The organism is Enterobacter cloacae complex sp. SYL001 (genome assembly GCF_049237025.1).
Lineage (GTDB): Bacteria > Pseudomonadota > Gammaproteobacteria > Enterobacterales > Enterobacteriaceae > Enterobacter > Enterobacter intestinihominis.
In genome coordinates, this window is record NZ_JBMKJI010000045.1 from 1 (window position 1) to 17,614 (window position 17,614).

The 17,614-nt window shown below is 56.3% G+C and carries 13 protein-coding genes; 9 read left to right on the forward strand and 4 right to left on the reverse strand.

Annotated features, from left to right (window positions below; genetic code table 11):
• Window positions 1–75: 75 nt before the first annotated feature.
• The 3 genes from ACOTZP_RS23350 to yhgN form a co-directional block, all read right to left on the reverse strand.
• A complete protein-coding gene (locus ACOTZP_RS23350; RefSeq protein ID WP_421633793.1) occupies window positions 76–834 on the reverse strand; it encodes a hypothetical protein in 759 nt (252 codons plus the stop codon).
• A gap of 397 nt (window positions 835–1,231) precedes the next feature.
• Entirely contained in the window at window positions 1,232–1,678 is a 447-nt protein-coding gene (locus ACOTZP_RS23355; protein ID WP_045308769.1) for a hypothetical protein, read from the reverse strand.
• A 432-nt stretch (window positions 1,679–2,110) separates the two neighbouring features.
• Window positions 2,111–2,704: an NAAT family transporter YhgN gene (yhgN, locus tag ACOTZP_RS23360; protein ID WP_003861574.1), complete on the reverse strand. Its 594-nt coding sequence runs from the start codon at window positions 2,702–2,704 to the stop codon at window positions 2,111–2,113.
• Between the two features lie 178 nt (window positions 2,705–2,882).
• Here yhgN and asd point away from each other — a divergent pair, with 178 nt between their 5' ends.
• The 6 genes from asd (at window position 2,883) to glgP (ending at window position 13,594) form a co-directional block, all read left to right on the forward strand.
• On the forward strand, window positions 2,883–3,986 hold the full coding sequence (asd, locus tag ACOTZP_RS23365) for an aspartate-semialdehyde dehydrogenase (protein WP_022649649.1): 1,104 nt from the start codon (window positions 2,883–2,885) through the stop codon (window positions 3,984–3,986).
• 239 nt (window positions 3,987–4,225) lie between these two features.
• The gene (gene glgB / locus ACOTZP_RS23370; protein ID WP_063842137.1) at window positions 4,226–6,412 is read left to right on the forward strand and encodes a 1,4-alpha-glucan branching enzyme; all 2,187 of its coding nucleotides are present in this window, start codon (window positions 4,226–4,228) and stop codon (window positions 6,410–6,412) included.
• On the forward strand, window positions 6,409–8,382 hold the full coding sequence (gene glgX, locus ACOTZP_RS23375) for a glycogen debranching protein GlgX (protein ID WP_063842138.1): 1,974 nt from the start codon (window positions 6,409–6,411) through the stop codon (window positions 8,380–8,382). The genes glgB and glgX overlap by 4 nt, the downstream gene beginning before the upstream one ends.
• Before the next feature lie 17 nt (window positions 8,383–8,399).
• Window positions 8,400–9,695 (forward strand): glucose-1-phosphate adenylyltransferase, encoded by a 1,296-nt coding sequence (glgC, locus tag ACOTZP_RS23380; protein ID WP_003861582.1) that lies wholly within the window; start codon window positions 8,400–8,402, stop codon window positions 9,693–9,695.
• Window positions 9,695–11,128, forward strand: coding sequence for a glycogen synthase GlgA (glgA, locus tag ACOTZP_RS23385; protein ID WP_048966825.1), 1,434 nt, complete (start codon window positions 9,695–9,697; stop codon window positions 11,126–11,128). Before glgC ends, glgA begins: the two co-directional genes overlap by 1 nt.
• Before the next feature lie 18 nt (window positions 11,129–11,146).
• Window positions 11,147–13,594, forward strand: coding sequence for a glycogen phosphorylase (glgP, locus tag ACOTZP_RS23390; RefSeq protein ID WP_023307123.1), 2,448 nt, complete (start codon window positions 11,147–11,149; stop codon window positions 13,592–13,594).
• A 90-nt stretch (window positions 13,595–13,684) separates the two neighbouring features.
• Here the strand turns inward: glgP and glpD are convergent, their stop codons facing one another.
• The gene (glpD, locus tag ACOTZP_RS23395; protein WP_022649644.1) at window positions 13,685–15,193 is read right to left on the reverse strand and encodes a glycerol-3-phosphate dehydrogenase; all 1,509 of its coding nucleotides are present in this window, start codon (window positions 15,191–15,193) and stop codon (window positions 13,685–13,687) included.
• A 285-nt stretch (window positions 15,194–15,478) separates the two neighbouring features.
• On the opposite strand from glpD, the gene glpE reads away from it, so the two are divergent.
• From glpE to ACOTZP_RS23410, 3 genes are read left to right on the forward strand one after another with little or no spacing between them, the layout of a single operon-like run.
• Entirely contained in the window at window positions 15,479–15,811 is a 333-nt protein-coding gene (gene glpE / locus ACOTZP_RS23400) for a thiosulfate sulfurtransferase GlpE (RefSeq protein ID WP_022649643.1), read from the forward strand.
• Window positions 15,812–15,858: 47 nt separating this feature from the next.
• Complete coding sequence (gene glpG, locus ACOTZP_RS23405) at window positions 15,859–16,689, forward strand: rhomboid family intramembrane serine protease GlpG (protein WP_271074832.1); 831 nt, start codon at window positions 15,859–15,861, stop codon at window positions 16,687–16,689.
• 16 nt (window positions 16,690–16,705) lie between these two features.
• A complete protein-coding gene (locus ACOTZP_RS23410) occupies window positions 16,706–17,464 on the forward strand; it encodes a DeoR/GlpR family transcriptional regulator (RefSeq protein ID WP_022649641.1) in 759 nt (252 codons plus the stop codon).
• The last annotated feature ends 150 nt before the right edge of the window (window positions 17,465–17,614 follow it).

A 17,614-nucleotide genomic window follows, 5' to 3' on the forward strand; every position in this document is an offset into this window, starting at 1 on the left:
TTTAAACTCTGCGCTGAAATTTCTTTTTTTCATTGAGGCACCTGTAATGTTCTGAGATGAGCATATCACCTCTGTTCAGGTGGCCAAATTCAGTAAACCACTACAGTATCGATTCAACTCGCGCATACAGATCAACTGACGGACACGTGATTCGATACCGACATCCATGACGTACTTCCTGAATTTTGGTGAAATCCAGAAAAGTAACTCCATGATATGGTCAAGTTTCTCGATCAAGCGATCGATTATGTCCTGCTTGTTTTGCACGCCTTCAGTCATCCACGCAGGTTCATTGTGAGAGATTCTGTTTCTGAACGAACGTACTTCCTCAATGCGACGACGAAGCGCATCTCGTTGATGAAACATAGCGTTTTTAGTTTCCTCTACTCTGGGAAGTTTGCGAAAGACTTTTGTAAGCTCATGTGGCCAAAGAAAATTTTTATCTGAACCATCATAAAAATGCTTATCAAGGAGATATTCCCAGGTCGCAAAATCGCATTGAGAAATGACCTGATCTACGGTTGGTATGGGGCTCGCAATTCCTTTGCTTTCAAGCGTGCGCTTAGCACTCTTCTTTGCATTTTTTATGCAGTCATGGAACTTACGCACTTGTTCTGCGGTTATCGGTTGGCCATTTTCATCATTAGCTTGCCTGCATGGAACAATCCCAAACCAATGTTCGTTGTTAGCACCTTGATACTTGGAGGATGCTACATGATGAAGCGCATTGCGTAGTGCTACTTCAACAAGTTGAATAAGAGGATAAAATGCCCCGACGATGGCAAGATTCCAACAATATGCCCCTAAAAGCTGGGCATCAGTTTGAGTTGCCATCGAAGTGGTATAGCTACTTAATCGAATACGGCTAAGTAAGCGGGTTGGTTCCGAGTAATCATAGGACTCAGGCATGGAAGTTCTGATCTGTTGAATTTAATGCATAAGATTCTAAATCTTCAGATGATTAATCTCTACATTTTGAATGCTTTCATGGACATATTTGGCTTTTGTTAAAAGGATATCCGATGGATGTACGTTGTACATCCATCGGATATCCTTGTATTGCTTGCTATACAAAAGATGGCCCGATATACTTTCTAGCGTAGCTAATTGAAAGTTCTTCTCCCACCTTGTCGTGGTGCCAGTTCTTCGATATAAAGCGAAAGGATACCGACCCCGGAATCATAAAAATGATCCCGGGGTTGTTTTTTTGCTGTTAAAGCCAGTTTAAGCTTCAAATGCCTACCGTACCTAAAGGAGTGCGCAACCAGCGCGGCGCTTTCAGCGTCTCACTGTAAAACCCCACTAAATCCTGCAACAAATCTCCTGCGACTCTTTCATCGCTCGCCGAGAGCGTTCGAGCCAACAGCATTTGCGTTAGCAGCTGGCAGTATCTCCCCAGTTGATCGATCTCCGGTTCAAAGACCGGCACGTCCAGCGGCAGGTCATCCACCGTCAGGCTGGCTTTTAAATATTCCGGAACAGGTTCAAGCAGCGTTGGCTGGAGCAGGGCGAGGCAGGCTGAGAGCCGTCCGCACAGCGCCATCTTCTGGGTTGGATCGTCACATTCAACCAGCACGTCAACAAACTGCGCGCAGTTGTCTGCCAGTTCGGTGAAATCGGTAGTGTGATCGAACGGGGTAGTGAATAAAGCGTGGGAAAAGTTAGGGGTAGTAGTCATATGACCGCCTCTGATGAGTAATGTGTATCCACCACTGGAGAGGCTAATCTCACGGGTGGTGGAACCAGACAGGGTTAGCCTTACCGGCCTCATCAGCTACCGGCGCGTCTTGCGACGCCCCCGCCTGGCCCACCATTGAAGTGTAGCTAAGCGCACGACACGATAACACTCGTGTCGCTGATGAGGTAGTTCAGGAGGCTAATCCTGACGCCTGATTTAGCAGGCGCGGCAAGAAGATACTGCGTTGGGGGCGGGGTGGCAAGAGAGGCTCTGGAAGGCGGCTCGCAAAACGAATGAATATTTTGAATTATTGAGGCACCAGATCTCAGTGACCGTATGTGTGTCGGGTGGCGCTTACGCTTACCCGACCTACAAAAAAATCAGGTCCCGTAGGCCGGGTAAGCGTAAGCGCCACCCGGCTTTTTTACATCTTCACCCTTTCATCCATGCCCGGATCCCATCCAGGAACATCTGCGTCGCCATCATCACCAGAATCAGCCCCATCAGGCGCTCAAGGGCGTTCACCCCTTTCTCACCCAGCAGGCGCAGGAAAAGCGACGACTGCAACAGGATAATAAATGTCCCGCCCCAGGCGATCAGCAGGGCAATGACCAGATGGCTCATCTGATTCGGATACTGATGCGACAACAGCATCAGCGTTGCCAGAATCGTTGGCCCGGCGACCAGCGGAATCGCCAGCGGCACGATAAACGGTTCTTCACCCGCAGGCAGGCCGCTGCTGCTGCCTTCCGCGCTCGGGAAAATCATCTTTATGGCAATCAGGAACAAAATGATCCCGCCGGAAATGGAGACCGTTTCGGCACGTAAGTTCAGGAAAGCGAGGATTTTTTCACCGGCGAACAGGAAGATAAACATCACCAGCAGGGCGATGAGCAGCTCGCGGATCATGATCGCCCGACGGCGCTTCGGCTCGGTGTGCTTCAGCACCGACATGAAGATCGGCAGATTACCGAGCGGATCCATAATCAGGATCAATAAAACCGCTGCGGAAATGATTTCACTCATCTTAAATTATCCCTGATACTTATTGTGGTCATTGCGATGATTAGCACTTTTTCTGATTGCCGGGCAATCATCGATTAATTTCGCTTGCGACTTTGGCAGCATTTTGTAATGTGAAGCATATCCCAGTTCAATACTGGCTTGCACAATCAGCACACACCCCTTGCAGGAAAAAAATGCTATGAAAAACGTTGGTTTTATCGGCTGGCGCGGTATGGTCGGCTCTGTACTCATGCAACGCATGGTTGAAGAGCGCGATTTCGACGCCATCCGCCCGGTCTTCTTCTCCACTTCCCAGCTCGGCCAGGCTGCACCGTCCTTTGGTGGTACCACAGGCACGTTGCAGGATGCTTACGATCTGGAAGCGCTGAAGGCACTCGACATTATTGTGACCTGCCAGGGCGGCGATTATACCAACGAAATTTATCCGAAGCTGCGTGAAAGCGGCTGGCAGGGCTACTGGATTGACGCGGCCTCTTCGCTGCGTATGAAAGACGATGCCATCATCATTCTCGACCCGGTTAACCAGGATGTCATTACCGACGGCCTGAACAACGGCGTGAAAACGTTTGTTGGCGGTAACTGCACCGTCAGCCTGATGCTGATGTCCCTCGGCGGCCTGTTCGCACAGGATCTGGTGGAGTGGGTCTCCGTAGCGACCTACCAGGCGGCGTCCGGCGGCGGCGCGCGTCATATGCGCGAGCTGCTGACCCAGATGGGCCAGCTGCACCAGAGCGTCGCGACCGAACTGGCAAACCCGGCGTCCGCGATCCTCGATATCGAGCGTAAAGTCACTCAGCTCACCCGCAGTGGCGAATTGCCGGTGGATAACTTTGGCGTACCGCTGGCCGGCGGCCTGATCCCGTGGATCGACAAACAGCTGGATAACGGCCAGACCCGCGAAGAGTGGAAGGGCCAGGCTGAGACCAACAAAATCCTCGCCACCGCGAACACCATTCCGGTTGACGGTCTGTGCGTGCGTATCGGCGCGCTGCGCTGCCACAGCCAGGCTTTCACCATTAAACTGAAAAAAGATGTGTCTATTCCGACCGTGGAAGAGCTGCTGGCCGCGCACAACCCGTGGGCGAAAGTGGTGCCAAACGATCGCGATATCACCATGCGCGAACTGACCCCGGCAGCCGTTACCGGCACGCTGACCACCCCGGTTGGCCGCCTGCGCAAGCTGAACATGGGACCGGAGTACCTCTCCGCGTTCACCGTTGGCGACCAGCTTCTTTGGGGTGCCGCCGAGCCGCTGCGCCGCATGCTGCGCCAGCTGGCGTAATAATTTGTTAAACACCGGGGGTGAATGTCACCCCCTTTTTTTGCGTACTACATGGAGTAAAACGCAGATGTCTTATTTTTTATCAGGAGGGCCCACGACGTTGGCTATGCTTTAAGGAAGATTTATTTCTCACCTGAGGGTAGGGCGGAGCAGAGAGGATTAACTGCACCGTTTAGGTCACATTAAAAGTCGTCCCGGAGCGCGTAAAAAGGGCGACATAAAAAAACAGGATGAATACCATGTCCGATCGTATTTCGAGAGACGTGATTAATGCGCTTATTGCGGGTCACTTTGCCGACCCCTTTTCTGTGCTAGGGATGCACCGTACAGAGGCCGGACTGGAAGTTCGGGCGCTGTTACCGGATGCAACAGAAGTGTGGGTTATCGAACCCAAAACCGGCCGCAAGGTGGGTAATCTGGAATGCCTCGACTCGCGTGGCTTCTTCTCGGGCGTCATGCCCCGCCGTAAAAATCCTTTTCGTTATCAGCTTGCCGTTATCTGGCACGGTCAGCAAAACCTGATTGATGATCCCTATAGCTTCGGCCCGCTCTTAAAAGAGATGGACGCCTGGCTGCTGTCCGAAGGGACCCATTTACGCCCCTACGAAACGCTGGGTGCCCATGCGGATACCATGGACGGTATCACCGGCACGCGCTTTGCCGTATGGGCGCCAAACGCCCAGCGCGTCTCCGTCGTCGGGCAGTTCAACTACTGGGACGGTCGTCGTCACCCCATGCGCCTGCGCCGGGAAACCGGCATCTGGGAGCTGTTTATCCCCGGCGCGCACAACGGTCAGCTCTACAAATTCGAGATGATCGATGCCAACGGCAAGCTGCGTATTAAATCCGACCCGTACGCCTTTGAGGCCGAACTGCGCCCGAATACCGCCTCGCTGATTTGCGGCCTGCCGGAGAAGGTTGTCCAGAGCGAGGAGCGCAAGCAGGCCAACCGCTTTGATGCGCCGATCTCCGTCTATGAAGTGCATCTCGGCTCCTGGCGTCGCCACACCGATAACAACTTCTGGCTGAGCTATCGCGAGCTGGCGGACCAGCTGGTGCCGTACGCCAAATGGATGGGCTTTACCCATCTGGAGCTGCTGCCAATCAACGAACACCCGTTCGACGGTAGCTGGGGCTATCAGCCGACCGGGCTATATGCGCCTACGCGCCGCTTCGGCACGCGCGATGACTTCCGCTATTTCATTGATGCCGCGCACGCCGCCGGACTGAACGTGATCCTCGACTGGGTGCCGGGCCACTTCCCGTCGGATGATTTTGCGTTGGCAGAGTTTGACGGTACGAAGCTGTACGAGCACAGCGATCCGCGCGAAGGCTATCACCAGGACTGGAACACGCTGATCTACAACTACGGTCGCCGTGAAGTGTCAAACTACCTGGTCGGAAACGCGCTGTACTGGATCGAACGTTTCGGCATTGATGCCCTGCGCGTCGATGCGGTGGCGTCGATGATCTACCGCGACTACAGCCGCAAAGAGGGTGAGTGGATCCCAAACGAGTATGGCGGGCGTGAAAACCTCGAAGCGATTGAGTTTCTGCGCAACACCAACCGCATTATCGGCGAGCAGGTGGAAGGCGCCGTGACCATGGCTGAAGAGTCAACAGACTTCCCGGGCGTTTCCCGTCCACCGGCAATGGGCGGCCTGGGCTTCTGGTACAAGTGGAACCTCGGCTGGATGCACGACACGCTCGACTACATGAAGCTTGACCCGGTTTATCGTCAGTATCACCACGATAAGCTCACCTTCGGGGTGCTCTACAACTACACCGAAAACTTCATGCTGCCGCTGTCGCACGATGAAGTGGTACACGGCAAGAAATCCGTTCTCGACCGCATGCCGGGGGACGCGTGGCAGAAGTTTGCCAACCTGCGCGCCTATTACGGCTGGATGTTCGCCTTCCCGGGCAAAAAGCTGCTGTTTATGGGCAACGAATTTGCGCAAGGGCGCGAATGGAACCACGACACCAGCCTTGACTGGCATCTGCTGGAAGGCGCGGACAACTGGCACCACGGCGTGCAGCGTCTGGTTCGCGACCTGAACCTGACCTATCGCCACCACAAAGCGCTGCACGAGCTGGACTTCGATCCGTACGGCTTTGAGTGGCTGGTGGTGGACGACCACGAGCGCTCGGTGTTTGTCTTTGTACGACGTGATAAAGCCGGTAACGAGATCATTGTTGCCAGCAACTTCACGCCGATACCGCGCGAACACTACCGCTTCGGCATAAACCAGCCGGGCAAATGGCGCGAAATCCTTAACACCGACTCCATGCACTACCACGGCAGCAACGCCGGTAACGGTGGCCTGGTACAGAGCGACGCCATCGAAAGCCACGGTCGTCCGAACTCCCTTGGCCTGACGCTGCCGCCGCTGAGCACAATCTGGCTGGTGCGGGAGGGAGAATGACGCAGCTCTCGGCAGGTAAACCCGAACCGCTCGGGGCGAGTTTTGACGGAAAGGGGGTGAACTTCACGCTCTTTTCTGCCCACGCTGAGCGGGTGGAACTCTGTGTGTTTGACGGGGAAGGTAACGAGCACCGTTACGATTTACCGGCGCGCACGGGGGATACCTGGCATGGCTACCTGCCCGGAGGACGGCCGGGGGTGCACTACGGTTTTCGCGTTCACGGCCCCTGGGAGCCCTCTCAGGGGCACTGGTTTAACCCGGCGAAGCTGCTGATTGACCCATGTGCGCACCGCGTGGACGGCGAGTTTAAAGACGACCCGCTGTTCCACGTTGGCTACGGCGAACCAGACCACCGCGACAGCGCACCCGTCGCGCCCAAAAGCGTGGTGGTACACGATCTCTACGACTGGGAAGACGATGCCCCGCCGCGCACGCCGTGGGGCAACACCGTTATTTATGAAGCCCACGTCAAAGGGCTGACGTATCTGCATCCGTCAATCCCCAAAGATATGCGCGGTACCTACAAAGCGCTTGGGCATCCGACGATGGTCGCGTACCTGAAGCACTTAGGGATCACCGCCCTGGAGCTGTTGCCCGTGGCGCATTTTGCCAGCGAGCCGCGGCTGCAGCGTCTTGGGTTAAGCAACTACTGGGGCTACAACCCGCTGGCGATGTTCGCCCTCGACCCGCGCTACGCGGTGCATCCGGAGAAGGCGCGGGATGAGTTTCGCGATGCGGTGAAGGCGCTTCACGCGGCGGGTATCGAGGTCATTCTGGACGTGGTGTTGAACCACAGTGCAGAAAGCGATCTTGATGGCCCGACGCTCTCACAGCGCGGAATCGATAACCGTAGCTATTATTGGATCAGGGACGACGGCGATTACGAGAACTGGACCGGGTGCGGTAACACCCTCAACCTCAGTCATCCGGCCGTTACGCATTACGCGTACGAGTGCCTGAAATACTGGGTTGAGACGTTCCACGTGGACGGTTTTCGTTTCGACCTGGCGCCGGTAATGGGGCGCACCCCGGCGTTCAGCCAGCAGGCGCCGCTGTTTGAGGCCATCAAAAACTGTCCGGTGCTTTCAAAGGTGAAGCTGATTGCGGAGCCCTGGGACATCGGCGAGGGCGGCTATCAGGTGGGGAACTTCCCGCCGCTGTTTGCCGAGTGGAACGACCACTTCCGCGATGCCGTCCGCCGCTTCTGGCTGACGCGCGATCTGTCGCTGGGGGAGTTTGCCGGTCGCTTTGCCGGCTCCAGCGATCTCTTTAAGCGTGACGGCAAACGTCCGTCGGCCACCATTAATCTGGTGACGGCGCACGACGGTTTTACGCTGCGCGACTGCGTTTGTTTCAATCAGAAACACAATGAGGCAAACGGCGAAGAGAATCGCGATGGGACTAACAACAACCATAGCTTTAACCATGGTATAGAAGGGTTAGGCGGAAGTCTGGATGTGATCGAGCGGCGACGCGCCAGCGTTCATGCGCTGCTGACGACGCTTTTGTTGTCGCAGGGCACGCCGATGCTGCTGGCGGGCGATGAGCACGGTCACAGCCAGCACGGCAACAACAACGCCTATTGCCAGGACAACACCCTGACCTGGCTCAACTGGGAAGAAGCGAACAGCGGGTTGACCCATTTCACCGCGGCGCTGATCCATCTTCGCCAGCACATCCCCGCGCTCACCGCCGACTGCTGGTGGGAAGAGGGCGACGGCAACGTTCGCTGGCTGAATAAAGACGCGCAACCGTTAAGCGCGCAAGAGTGGCAACACGGCATACCCTGTCTGCAAATCCTGCTTTCGGATGCGTGGCTGGTGACGCTGAACGCGACGGATGACGTCGCAGAGATTGTTTTACCTGACGGGGAATGGCGAGCCATTCCTCCCTTTGCCGGAGCGGATAATCCGGTTGTTATGGCTGTCTGGCACGGGCCTGCGCACGGAGTGTGCGTATTCCAAAGATGATAAAAAAGGAGTTAGTCATGGTTAGATTAGAGAAGAACGATCCGTTAATGTTGGCGCGCCAGCTACCATTAAAAACAGTTGCCCTGATCCTCGCGGGCGGGCGTGGTACCCGTCTGAAAGATTTGACCATCAAGCGCGCCAAACCGGCCGTTCACTTTGGTGGTAAGTTCCGTATTATCGATTTTGCACTCTCCAACTGCCTGAACTCAGGCATTCGCCGTATTGGCGTCATTACCCAGTATCAGTCGCACACGCTGGTGCAGCACATTCAGCGCGGCTGGTCATTCTTCAGCGAAGAGATGAACGAGTTTGTCGATCTGCTCCCGGCGCAGCAGCGCGTTCACGGGGAGAACTGGTACCGCGGCACGGCGGATGCCGTGACCCAGAACCTCGACATCATTCGCCGCTACAACGCGGAATACATCGTTATCCTCGCCGGGGACCACATCTACAAGCAAGATTACTCCCACATGCTGATCGACCACGTCGAAAAAGGTGCGCGCTGCACCGTGGCGTGTCTGCCGGTGCCTGTTGCAGAAGCAACCGCGTTTGGCGTGATGCATGTAGATGGCGACGACAAGATTATCGACTTTGTCGAAAAACCGGCGAATCCGCCAACCATGCCGGGAGACGACACCAAATCGCTCGCCAGCATGGGGATCTATGTCTTTGATGCCGATTATCTTTATGAGCTGCTGGAAGAAGACGACAAAGACGAAAACTCCAGCCACGACTTCGGTAAAGACATCATCCCGAAAATTACCAAAGCTGGCATGGCGTATGCACATCCTTTCCCGTTGTCCTGCGTGCAGTCCGATCCGAATGCGGAACCTTACTGGCGCGACGTCGGCACGCTGGAAGCGTACTGGAAAGCCAACCTCGATTTGGCATCTGTGACGCCTGAACTGGATATGTACGACCAGAACTGGCCGATTCGCACCCATATGGAATCGCTGCCGCCGGCGAAGTTCGTCCAGGATCGCTCCGGCAGCCACGGTATGACGCTGAACTCGCTGGTCTCTGGCGGGTGCATTATCTCCGGTTCGGTGGTGGTGCAGTCCGTGCTGTTCCCGCGCGTGCGTATAAACTCATTCTGTAATATCGATTCGGCAGTCCTGCTGCCGGATGTCTGGGTAGGGCGCTCATGTCGTCTGCGTCGCTGCGTTATCGACCGTGCCTGCGTCATTCCCGAAGGGATGGTGATTGGGGAAAACGCGGAAGAAGATGCACGTCGTTTCTACCGATCGGAAGAGGGGATCGTGTTAGTAACACGGGAAATGTTGCGGAAGCTGCAAATCAAACAGGAGCGATGATGCAGGTTTTACACGTATGTTCTGAGATGTTCCCGTTGTTAAAAACGGGCGGACTGGCGGATGTTCTTGGTGCATTACCGGCGGCGCAAATTGCCGGAGGGGTGGATACCCGCGTGTTGTTACCCGCTTTTCCGGATATCCGGCGTGGTATTCCCGATGCGAAGGTTGTTACCCGCCGCGAGACCTTCGCGGGACGTATCACCCTGCTGTTTGGACATTACAATGGCGTAGGGATTTACCTGATCGATGCGCCGCATTTATACGACCGACCCGGCAGCCCGTATCACGATACCAACCTGTACGCCTATACCGATAACGTGCTGCGCTTTGCCCTGCTCGGCTGGGTGGGGGCGGAGATGGCCGTCGGGCTGGATCCGTTCTGGCGTCCGGACGTGGTGCACGCGCACGACTGGCATGCGGGGCTGGCTCCTGCGTATCTGGCGGCGAAAGGGCATCCGGCGAAATCGGTGTTTACGGTGCACAACCTGGCGTATCAGGGCATGTATTACGCGCATCATATGAATGACATCGATCTGCCATGGTCGTTCTTTAACATGCACGGACTGGAGTTTAACGGACAGATTTCGTTCCTGAAGGCCGGTCTGTACTACGCCGACCACATCACGGCGGTCAGCCCAACCTACGCGCGGGAAATTACCCAGCCGGAGTTCGGTTACGGTATGGAAGGGCTACTGCAACAGCGCCACCGTGAAGGTCGTCTGTCGGGAATTCTGAACGGCGTGGATGAACAGATCTGGAATCCGGAAACGGACCTCCTGCTGGCAGCGCGCTATGGTCGCGACTCCGTGGAGGACAAAGCGGAAAACAAGCGTCAGCTACAGATTGCGATGGGGCTGAAGGTCAACGACAAGGTACCGCTGTTTGCGGTGGTCAGCCGCCTGACCAGCCAGAAAGGGCTGGATCTGGTGCTGGAAGCGCTGCCGGGATTACTGGAGCAGGGTGGGCAGCTTGCGCTGCTCGGCGCGGGCGACCCGGTATTGCAGGAAGGTTTCCTCGCGGCCGCGGCGGAACATCCGGGGCAGGTGGGCGTGCAGATTGGCTATCACGAAGCGTTCTCGCACCGCATCATGGGCGGCGCAGACGTGATTCTGGTGCCGAGCCGTTTCGAGCCCTGCGGCCTGACGCAGCTCTATGGTCTGAAATACGGCACGCTGCCGCTGGTACGCCGCACGGGCGGGCTGGCGGATACGGTGTCTGACAGCTCCCTGGAAAACCTGGCGGATGGTATCGCCAGCGGGTTTGTTTTCGAGGACAGTAATGCCTGGTCGCTACTTCGGGCGATCCGGCGTGCTTTCGTCTTGTGGTCCCGTCCATCCCTGTGGCGTTACGTACAACGTCAGGCGATGTCCATGGACTTTGGCTGGCACGTTGCGGCGCAGTCCTACCGCGACCTTTATCAACGCTTGATGTAACGAGGCGAAGTTACTGATATGAATGCTCCATTTAGCTACTCTTCCCCCACGCTCAGCGTTGAGGCGTTGAAACACTCCATCGCCTATAAGCTGATGTTTACCATTGGGAAAGATCCCGTTATTGCCAACAAACATGAGTGGCTGAACGCCACGCTGTTTGCGGTGCGTGACCGTATGGTCGAACGCTGGCTGCGCTCCAACCGCGCCCAGCTCTCGCAGGAGACGCGACAGGTGTATTACCTGTCGATGGAGTTTTTGATTGGTCGCACCCTCTCCAATGCGCTGTTATCGCTCGGGATTTATGACGACGTCAAAAACGCACTGGAAGAGATGGGGCTGGACTTAGAAGAGCTGATTGACGAAGAGAACGACCCGGGGCTGGGTAACGGTGGTCTCGGGCGTCTTGCCGCCTGCTTCCTCGATTCACTGGCGACGCTGGCGCTGCCGGGACGCGGGTACGGTATTCGCTACGACTACGGCATGTTCAAGCAGAACATCGTTGATGGGCGTCAGAAAGAGTCGCCGGACTACTGGCTGGAGTACGGTAACCCGTGGGAGTTCAAGCGCCACAACACGCGCTACAAGGTGCGTTTTGGCGGGCGTATTCAGCAGGAAGGGAAAAAATCCCGCTGGGTGGAAACCGAAGAGATCCTCGCCGTGGCCTATGACCAGATTATCCCCGGCTACGACACCGATGCGACCAACACGCTGCGCCTGTGGAACGCGCAGGCCAGTAGCGAGATCAACCTCGGTAAATTCAATCAGGGTGACTACTTCGCGGCGGTGGAAGATAAAAACCACTCTGAGAACGTGTCCCGCGTCCTGTATCCGGATGACTCGACCTACTCGGGCCGCGAGCTGCGTCTGCGTCAGGAGTATTTCCTCGTCTCGGCAACGATTCAGGATATCCTTAGCCGTCACTATCAGCTGCACAAAACCTATGCGAATCTGGCGGAGAAAACGGCGATTCACCTCAACGATACCCATCCGGTGTTGTCGATCCCTGAGCTGATGCGCCTGCTGATTGACGAGCATAAGTTCAGCTGGGATGACGCGTTTGAAGTGACCTGCCAGGTGTTCTCGTACACCAACCATACGCTGATGAGTGAAGCGCTGGAGACGTGGCCTGTGGATATGCTCGGCAAAATTCTGCCGCGCCACCTGCAAATCATCTTCGAGATCAACGACTACTTCCTCAAGACCTTGCAGGAGCAGTACCCGAACGATACCGGCCTGCTGAGCCGCGCCTCGATCATTGATGAATCCAATGGTCGCCGCGTACGCATGGCCTGGCTGGCGGTGGTGATCAGCCATAAGGTTAACGGGGTTTCAGAGCTGCATTCGAACCTGATGGTGCAGTCGCTGTTTGCAGACTTTGCGAAGATCTTTCCGACGCGTTTCTGCAACGTGACCAACGGCGTCACCCCGCGCCGCTGGCTGGCGCTGGCGAACCAGCCGCTGTCTGACGTGCTGGACGAAAATATCGGCCGCACCTGGCGCACCGATTTGAGCCAGCTGAGCGAGCTTGAGCAACACATTGATTTTCCGACGGTGAACAAAGCCGTACGGGAAGCCAAGCTGCTGAACAAGAAACGGCTGTCAGTCTGGCTGGCGATGCATCTCAACGTGGTGGCGAACCCGAAAGCGCTGTTCGACGTGCAGATCAAACGTATCCACGAGTACAAGCGTCAGCTGATGAACGTCCTGCACGTCATCACTCACTACAACCGCATTAAGGCTGACCCGACAGCGGAGTGGGTGCCGCGCGTGAAAATCTTTGCCGGTAAGGCGGCCTCCGCGTACTACATGGCGAAGCACATCATTCATCTTATCAACGATGTGGCGAAGGTAGTGAACCAGGATCCGGACATTGGCGACAAGCTGAAAGTGGTGTTTATCCCGAACTACAGCGTAAGCCTGGCGCAGCTGATTATTCCGGCGGCGGATCTCTCTGAGCAGATTTCCACGGCGGGGACGGAAGCATCCGGCACCAGCAACATGAAGTTTGCCCTGAACGGCGCGCTGACCATCGGCACGCTGGACGGCGCAAATGTCGAAATGCTGGAGCATGTGGGCGCGGAGAATATCTTTATCTTCGGGAATACGGCGGAAGAGGTGGAGGCGCTGCGCAAGCAGGGCTACTCGCCGCGTGAGTATTATGAAGAGGATGAAGAGTTACGCCAGGTGCTGACGCAAATCGCCACCGGGGTGTTTAACCCTGAGGAGCCTGGGCGCTATCGTGACCTGGTGGACTCGCTGATTAACTTTGGCGATCATTATCAGGTGCTGGCGGATTACCGCAGCTACGTGGATTGTCAGGATAAGGTGGACGAACTGTACCGTCAGCAGGAGAAGTGGACCAGCGCCGCGATGCATAACATCGCCAACATGGGATACTTCTCGTCAGACAGGACCATCAAAGAGTATGCCGAGAATATCTGGCATATTGATCCGGTGAGGTTGTAAAACAAAGCCGGGTGGCGGCTCCGCCTTACCCGGCCTACTCGATCCTGTAGGCCCGGTAAGCGCAGCGCCACCGGGCATTTTTTGTCACCCTCAGGACGCCAGTGACAATTCACGCTTTCCCGCATGCTGTTGCAACCATTGCGCCACGCGAGACTGCTGCTCGGCATTCAGCCACATCCCTTCTTTAGTACGACGCCAGATGGCATCGTCCAGACGGCGCACCCATTCGTGTTCCACCAGGTAGCGCAGTTCCGCTTCGTACAGCTCATGGCCAAAATGCTCGCCCAGATCGGCAATCTCTTTTGCGTCGCCGAGGAACAGTTCGGTATTGCTGCCGTAGGTGCGGGCGTAGTGGCGCGCCATTCCTTCGGTAATGAACGGGAAGCGGCGACGCAGCTTCGCGGCGTAATCGTCGCGGTTATTGCCGATATCGCCGCCAGGCAGCACGGCGCCTTTCGTCCACGCCGGGCCGATGCCTTTGTAATACGGCGCCAGTTTCTCCAGCGCATGCTCCGCCAATTTACGGTAGGTGGTGAGCTTACCGCCAAACACCGACAGCAGCGGCGCCTGACCGTCCACGTCATGAATATCAAGCGTATAGTCACGGGTGATGGCCTGCGGTGAGTCAGACTCGTCATCACACAGCGGACGCACGCCGGAGTAGGTCCAGACCACGTCATCGCGCGCCAGCTGTTTCTTAAAGTGTGCGTTGTACACTTTCAGCAGGTAGCTGACTTCGCTCTCTTCAATCTCAACGTTTTTCGGATCGCCCTTGTACTCCACGTCAGTGGTGCCGATGATGGAGAACTCGTCCATCCACGGGATCACAAACACGATGCGCTTGTCTTCGTTTTGCAGGATATAAGCCTGCTTCTGGGTATGCACGCGCGGCACCACAATGTGGCTGCCCTTGATCAGGCGGATGCCGTACGGAGAAGGCAGGTGCATACCGTCATCGAAGAACTGTTTCACCCACGGGCCGGTGGCGTTCACCAGGCCGCGCGCTTTCCAGCTAAACTTCTCGCCGGTATCCACGTCTTCCGCTTCCACAATCCACAGGCCGTTTTCGCGGCGCGCGGCGATCGCGCGGGTACGGGTTTTCACCTCGCCGCCTTTCTTCTCGACCATCTGCGCGTTAGCCAGCACCAGACGCGCATCGTCCACCCAGCAGTCGGAATATTCGAAACCGCGCACGATTTCAGGCTTAAGGACCGATTCTGAGCCAAAACGCAAACCGGTCGAACCCGGCAGGCTGGTGCGTTTACCCAGATGATCGTACATGAACAGGCCAATGCGGATCATCCACGCCGGACGCAGGTGCGGGCGGTGAGGCAGGCGGAAGCGCATCGGGATCGCCAGATGCGGAGCCATTTTCAGCAGCACTTCGCGTTCGGCCAGCGCTTCGCTGACCAGTCGGAATTCGTAGTGTTCCAGGTAGCGCAGGCCTCCGTGGATCAGCTTGGAGCTGGCGGACGACGTCGCGCAGGCGAGATCGTTAGCTTCCAGCATCAGCACGGATAAACCGCGTCCTGCGGCATCAACCGCAATACCGGCACCGTTGATGCCCCCGCCTATCACAATCAGATCTTTGGTTTCCATAACACCCTCATGCACTTTCGTTAAAGCTCAAAAATGTTCGATATCGCTCATAATAGCAAAGGAACGCGCTTTTGGTAACATCAAAAAAACAATTTAGAGTGATATGGATAACATAATGGCGTTTACCCGCCGCCAGGACGTACACTACGGGGTAAAATGGTGCGGTCTGATGCCCTCACCCCAGCCCTCTCCCACGGGGAGAGGGTGATCCGTTTCCCTCTCCCTCCGGGAGAGGGTAGGGTGAGGGGAAAACCGCACCACACCTGAATATAAGATGAGAACACCATGGATCAGTTTGAATGTATTAACGTAGAAGAAGCCCATCAGAAGATGCACCAGAAAACCGCGGTGCTGGTGGATATCCGCGATCCGCAGAGCTTTGCGATGGGCCACACGCCGGGCGCGTTCCATCTCACCAACGACACGCTGGGCGCGTTTATGCGCGATAACGACTTCGACACGCCGGTGATGGTGATGTGCTATCACGGCAACAGCAGTAAAGGCGCGGCGCAGTATCTGCTCCAGCAGGGTTACGACGCGGTATACAGCGTCGACGGCGGCTTTGATGCATGGCATCGTCATTTCCCGGCAGAAGTTGAATACGCGTTTGAGCGCTGATCCCGCTATACTGTCCCCTTTTGTGTGGAAATAAGCGACCGCTGCCCATGTTGATGATCACCTCTTTTAGCAACCCGCGCGTCGCCCAGGCGTTTGTCGACTATATGGCGACGCAGGGCATTATCCTGACTATTCAGCAGCATACACAGACGGATGTCTGGCTGGCAGACGAAAGCCAGGCTGGGCGCGTGAACGCCGAGCTGGCGCGTTTCCTGGAAAACCCGGGCGACCCGCGTTATCTGGCAGCAAGCTGGCAATCCGGCCAGACCGACAGTGGCCTGCACTATCAACGTTTTCCGTTTCTCGCCACCCTCCGCGAGCGCGCAGGACCGTTTACGCTGCTTTTGATGGCAGCCTGCATCATCGTCTTCATTATTATGAACGTGGTGGGCGACCAGAGCGTGATGATTGCCCTCGCATGGCCGTACGATCCCTCCCTGCAATTTGACGTCTGGCGCTACTTCACGCATGCGCTGATGCACTTCTCGGTGATGCATATCCTCTTTAACCTGCTGTGGTGGTGGTATCTCGGCGGAGCAGTGGAGAAGCGGCTCGGCAGCGGCAAGCTGATTGTGATCACCCTTATCAGCGCCCTGTTAAGCGGCTATGTGCAGCATAAATTCAGCGGTCCGTGGTTTGGCGGGTTATCCGGCGTGGTGTACGCCCTGATGGGTTACGCCTGGCTCAGAGGCGAGCGCGACCCGGAAAGCGGCATCTATTTACAACGTGGATTAATAACCTTTGCGTTAATATGGCTTATTGCCGGATGGTTTGATCTGTTTGGTATGTCTATCGCCAATGGTGCGCACGTTACCGGCCTGGCGGTCGGGCTGGCGATGGCGCTGGCCGATACGCTCCATGCGCGAAAACGAACATAATTCCCAGGGATATTTCATGAAACAAACACAACGTCATGACGCCATTATCGAACTGGTAAAAAAACAGGGATACGTCAGTACTGAAGAGCTGGTGGAGCAGTTTGCCGTCAGCCCGCAAACCATCCGTCGTGACCTCAACGACCTGGCCGATCAGAACCGTATTCTGCGCCATCACGGCGGCGCGGCGCTGCCGTCCAGCTCGGTGAACACCTCATGGCATGACCGTAAGGCGACGCAAACGGCAGAGAAAGAGCGTATCGCCCGTAAAGTGGCGAGCCAGATCCCGAACGGCGCGACGCTGTTTATTGATATCGGCACCACGCCGGAAGCGGTCGCCCATGCGCTGCTGAATCACGAGAACCTCCGCGTGGTGACCAACAACCTGAACGTGGCTAACACGTTGATGCAGAAAGACGATTTTCGCATCATCCTCGCGGGCGGCGAACTGCGCAGCCGCGACGGGGGCATTATCGGCGAAGCGACGCTCGATTTTATCTCTCAGTTCCGCCTCGACTTCGGCATTCTGGGGATCAGCGGCATCGACACCGACGGCTCGCTGCTGGAGTTTGATTACCACGAGGTGCGCACCAAGCGCGCGATTATTGAGAACTCGCGCCACGTGATGCTGGTGGTGGATCACTCGAAATTTGGCCGCAATGCGATGGTCAACATGGGCAGCATTAGCATGGTGAATGCGGTCTACACCGACGAGATGCCGCCGGCGGGCGTGTTGCAGGTGATTAAGGATAACAATTTGCAGCTGGAGTTGTGCTAGCGGTGGTGTCGGGTGGCGCTGCGCTTACCCGACCTACAAATTGTTCTCCCTCTCCCTGTGGGCTGAGGGTTCCCCACAAATTAATGCGAGCACTGAGCAATCCCCTCGCCCCTCCGGGGAGAGGGTTAGGGTGAGGGGAACATACGGCGG

Bases quoted from the DNA above. Each gene is read 5' to 3' on its own strand.
- ACOTZP_RS23350 (WP_421633793.1), bottom strand. From the start codon at position 834: ATGGCAACTCAAACTGATGCCCAGCTTTTAGGGGCATATTGTTGGAAT.
- ACOTZP_RS23355 (WP_045308769.1), bottom strand. From the start codon at position 1,678: ATGACTACTACCCCTAACTTTTCCCACGCTTTATTCACTACCCCGTTC.
- yhgN (WP_003861574.1), bottom strand. From the start codon at position 2,704: ATGAGTGAAATCATTTCCGCAGCGGTTTTATTGATCCTGATTATGGAT.
- asd (WP_022649649.1), top strand. From the start codon at position 2,883: ATGAAAAACGTTGGTTTTATCGGCTGGCGCGGTATGGTCGGCTCTGTA.
- glgB (WP_063842137.1), top strand. From the start codon at position 4,226: ATGTCCGATCGTATTTCGAGAGACGTGATTAATGCGCTTATTGCGGGT.
- glgX (WP_063842138.1), top strand. From the start codon at position 6,409: ATGACGCAGCTCTCGGCAGGTAAACCCGAACCGCTCGGGGCGAGTTTT.
- glgC (WP_003861582.1), top strand. From the start codon at position 8,400: ATGGTTAGATTAGAGAAGAACGATCCGTTAATGTTGGCGCGCCAGCTA.
- glgA (WP_048966825.1), top strand. From the start codon at position 9,695: ATGCAGGTTTTACACGTATGTTCTGAGATGTTCCCGTTGTTAAAAACG.
- glgP (WP_023307123.1), top strand. From the start codon at position 11,147: ATGAATGCTCCATTTAGCTACTCTTCCCCCACGCTCAGCGTTGAGGCG.
- glpD (WP_022649644.1), bottom strand. From the start codon at position 15,193: ATGGAAACCAAAGATCTGATTGTGATAGGCGGGGGCATCAACGGTGCC.
- glpE (WP_022649643.1), top strand. From the start codon at position 15,479: ATGGATCAGTTTGAATGTATTAACGTAGAAGAAGCCCATCAGAAGATG.
- glpG (WP_271074832.1), top strand. From the start codon at position 15,859: ATGTTGATGATCACCTCTTTTAGCAACCCGCGCGTCGCCCAGGCGTTT.
- ACOTZP_RS23410 (WP_022649641.1), top strand. From the start codon at position 16,706: ATGAAACAAACACAACGTCATGACGCCATTATCGAACTGGTAAAAAAA.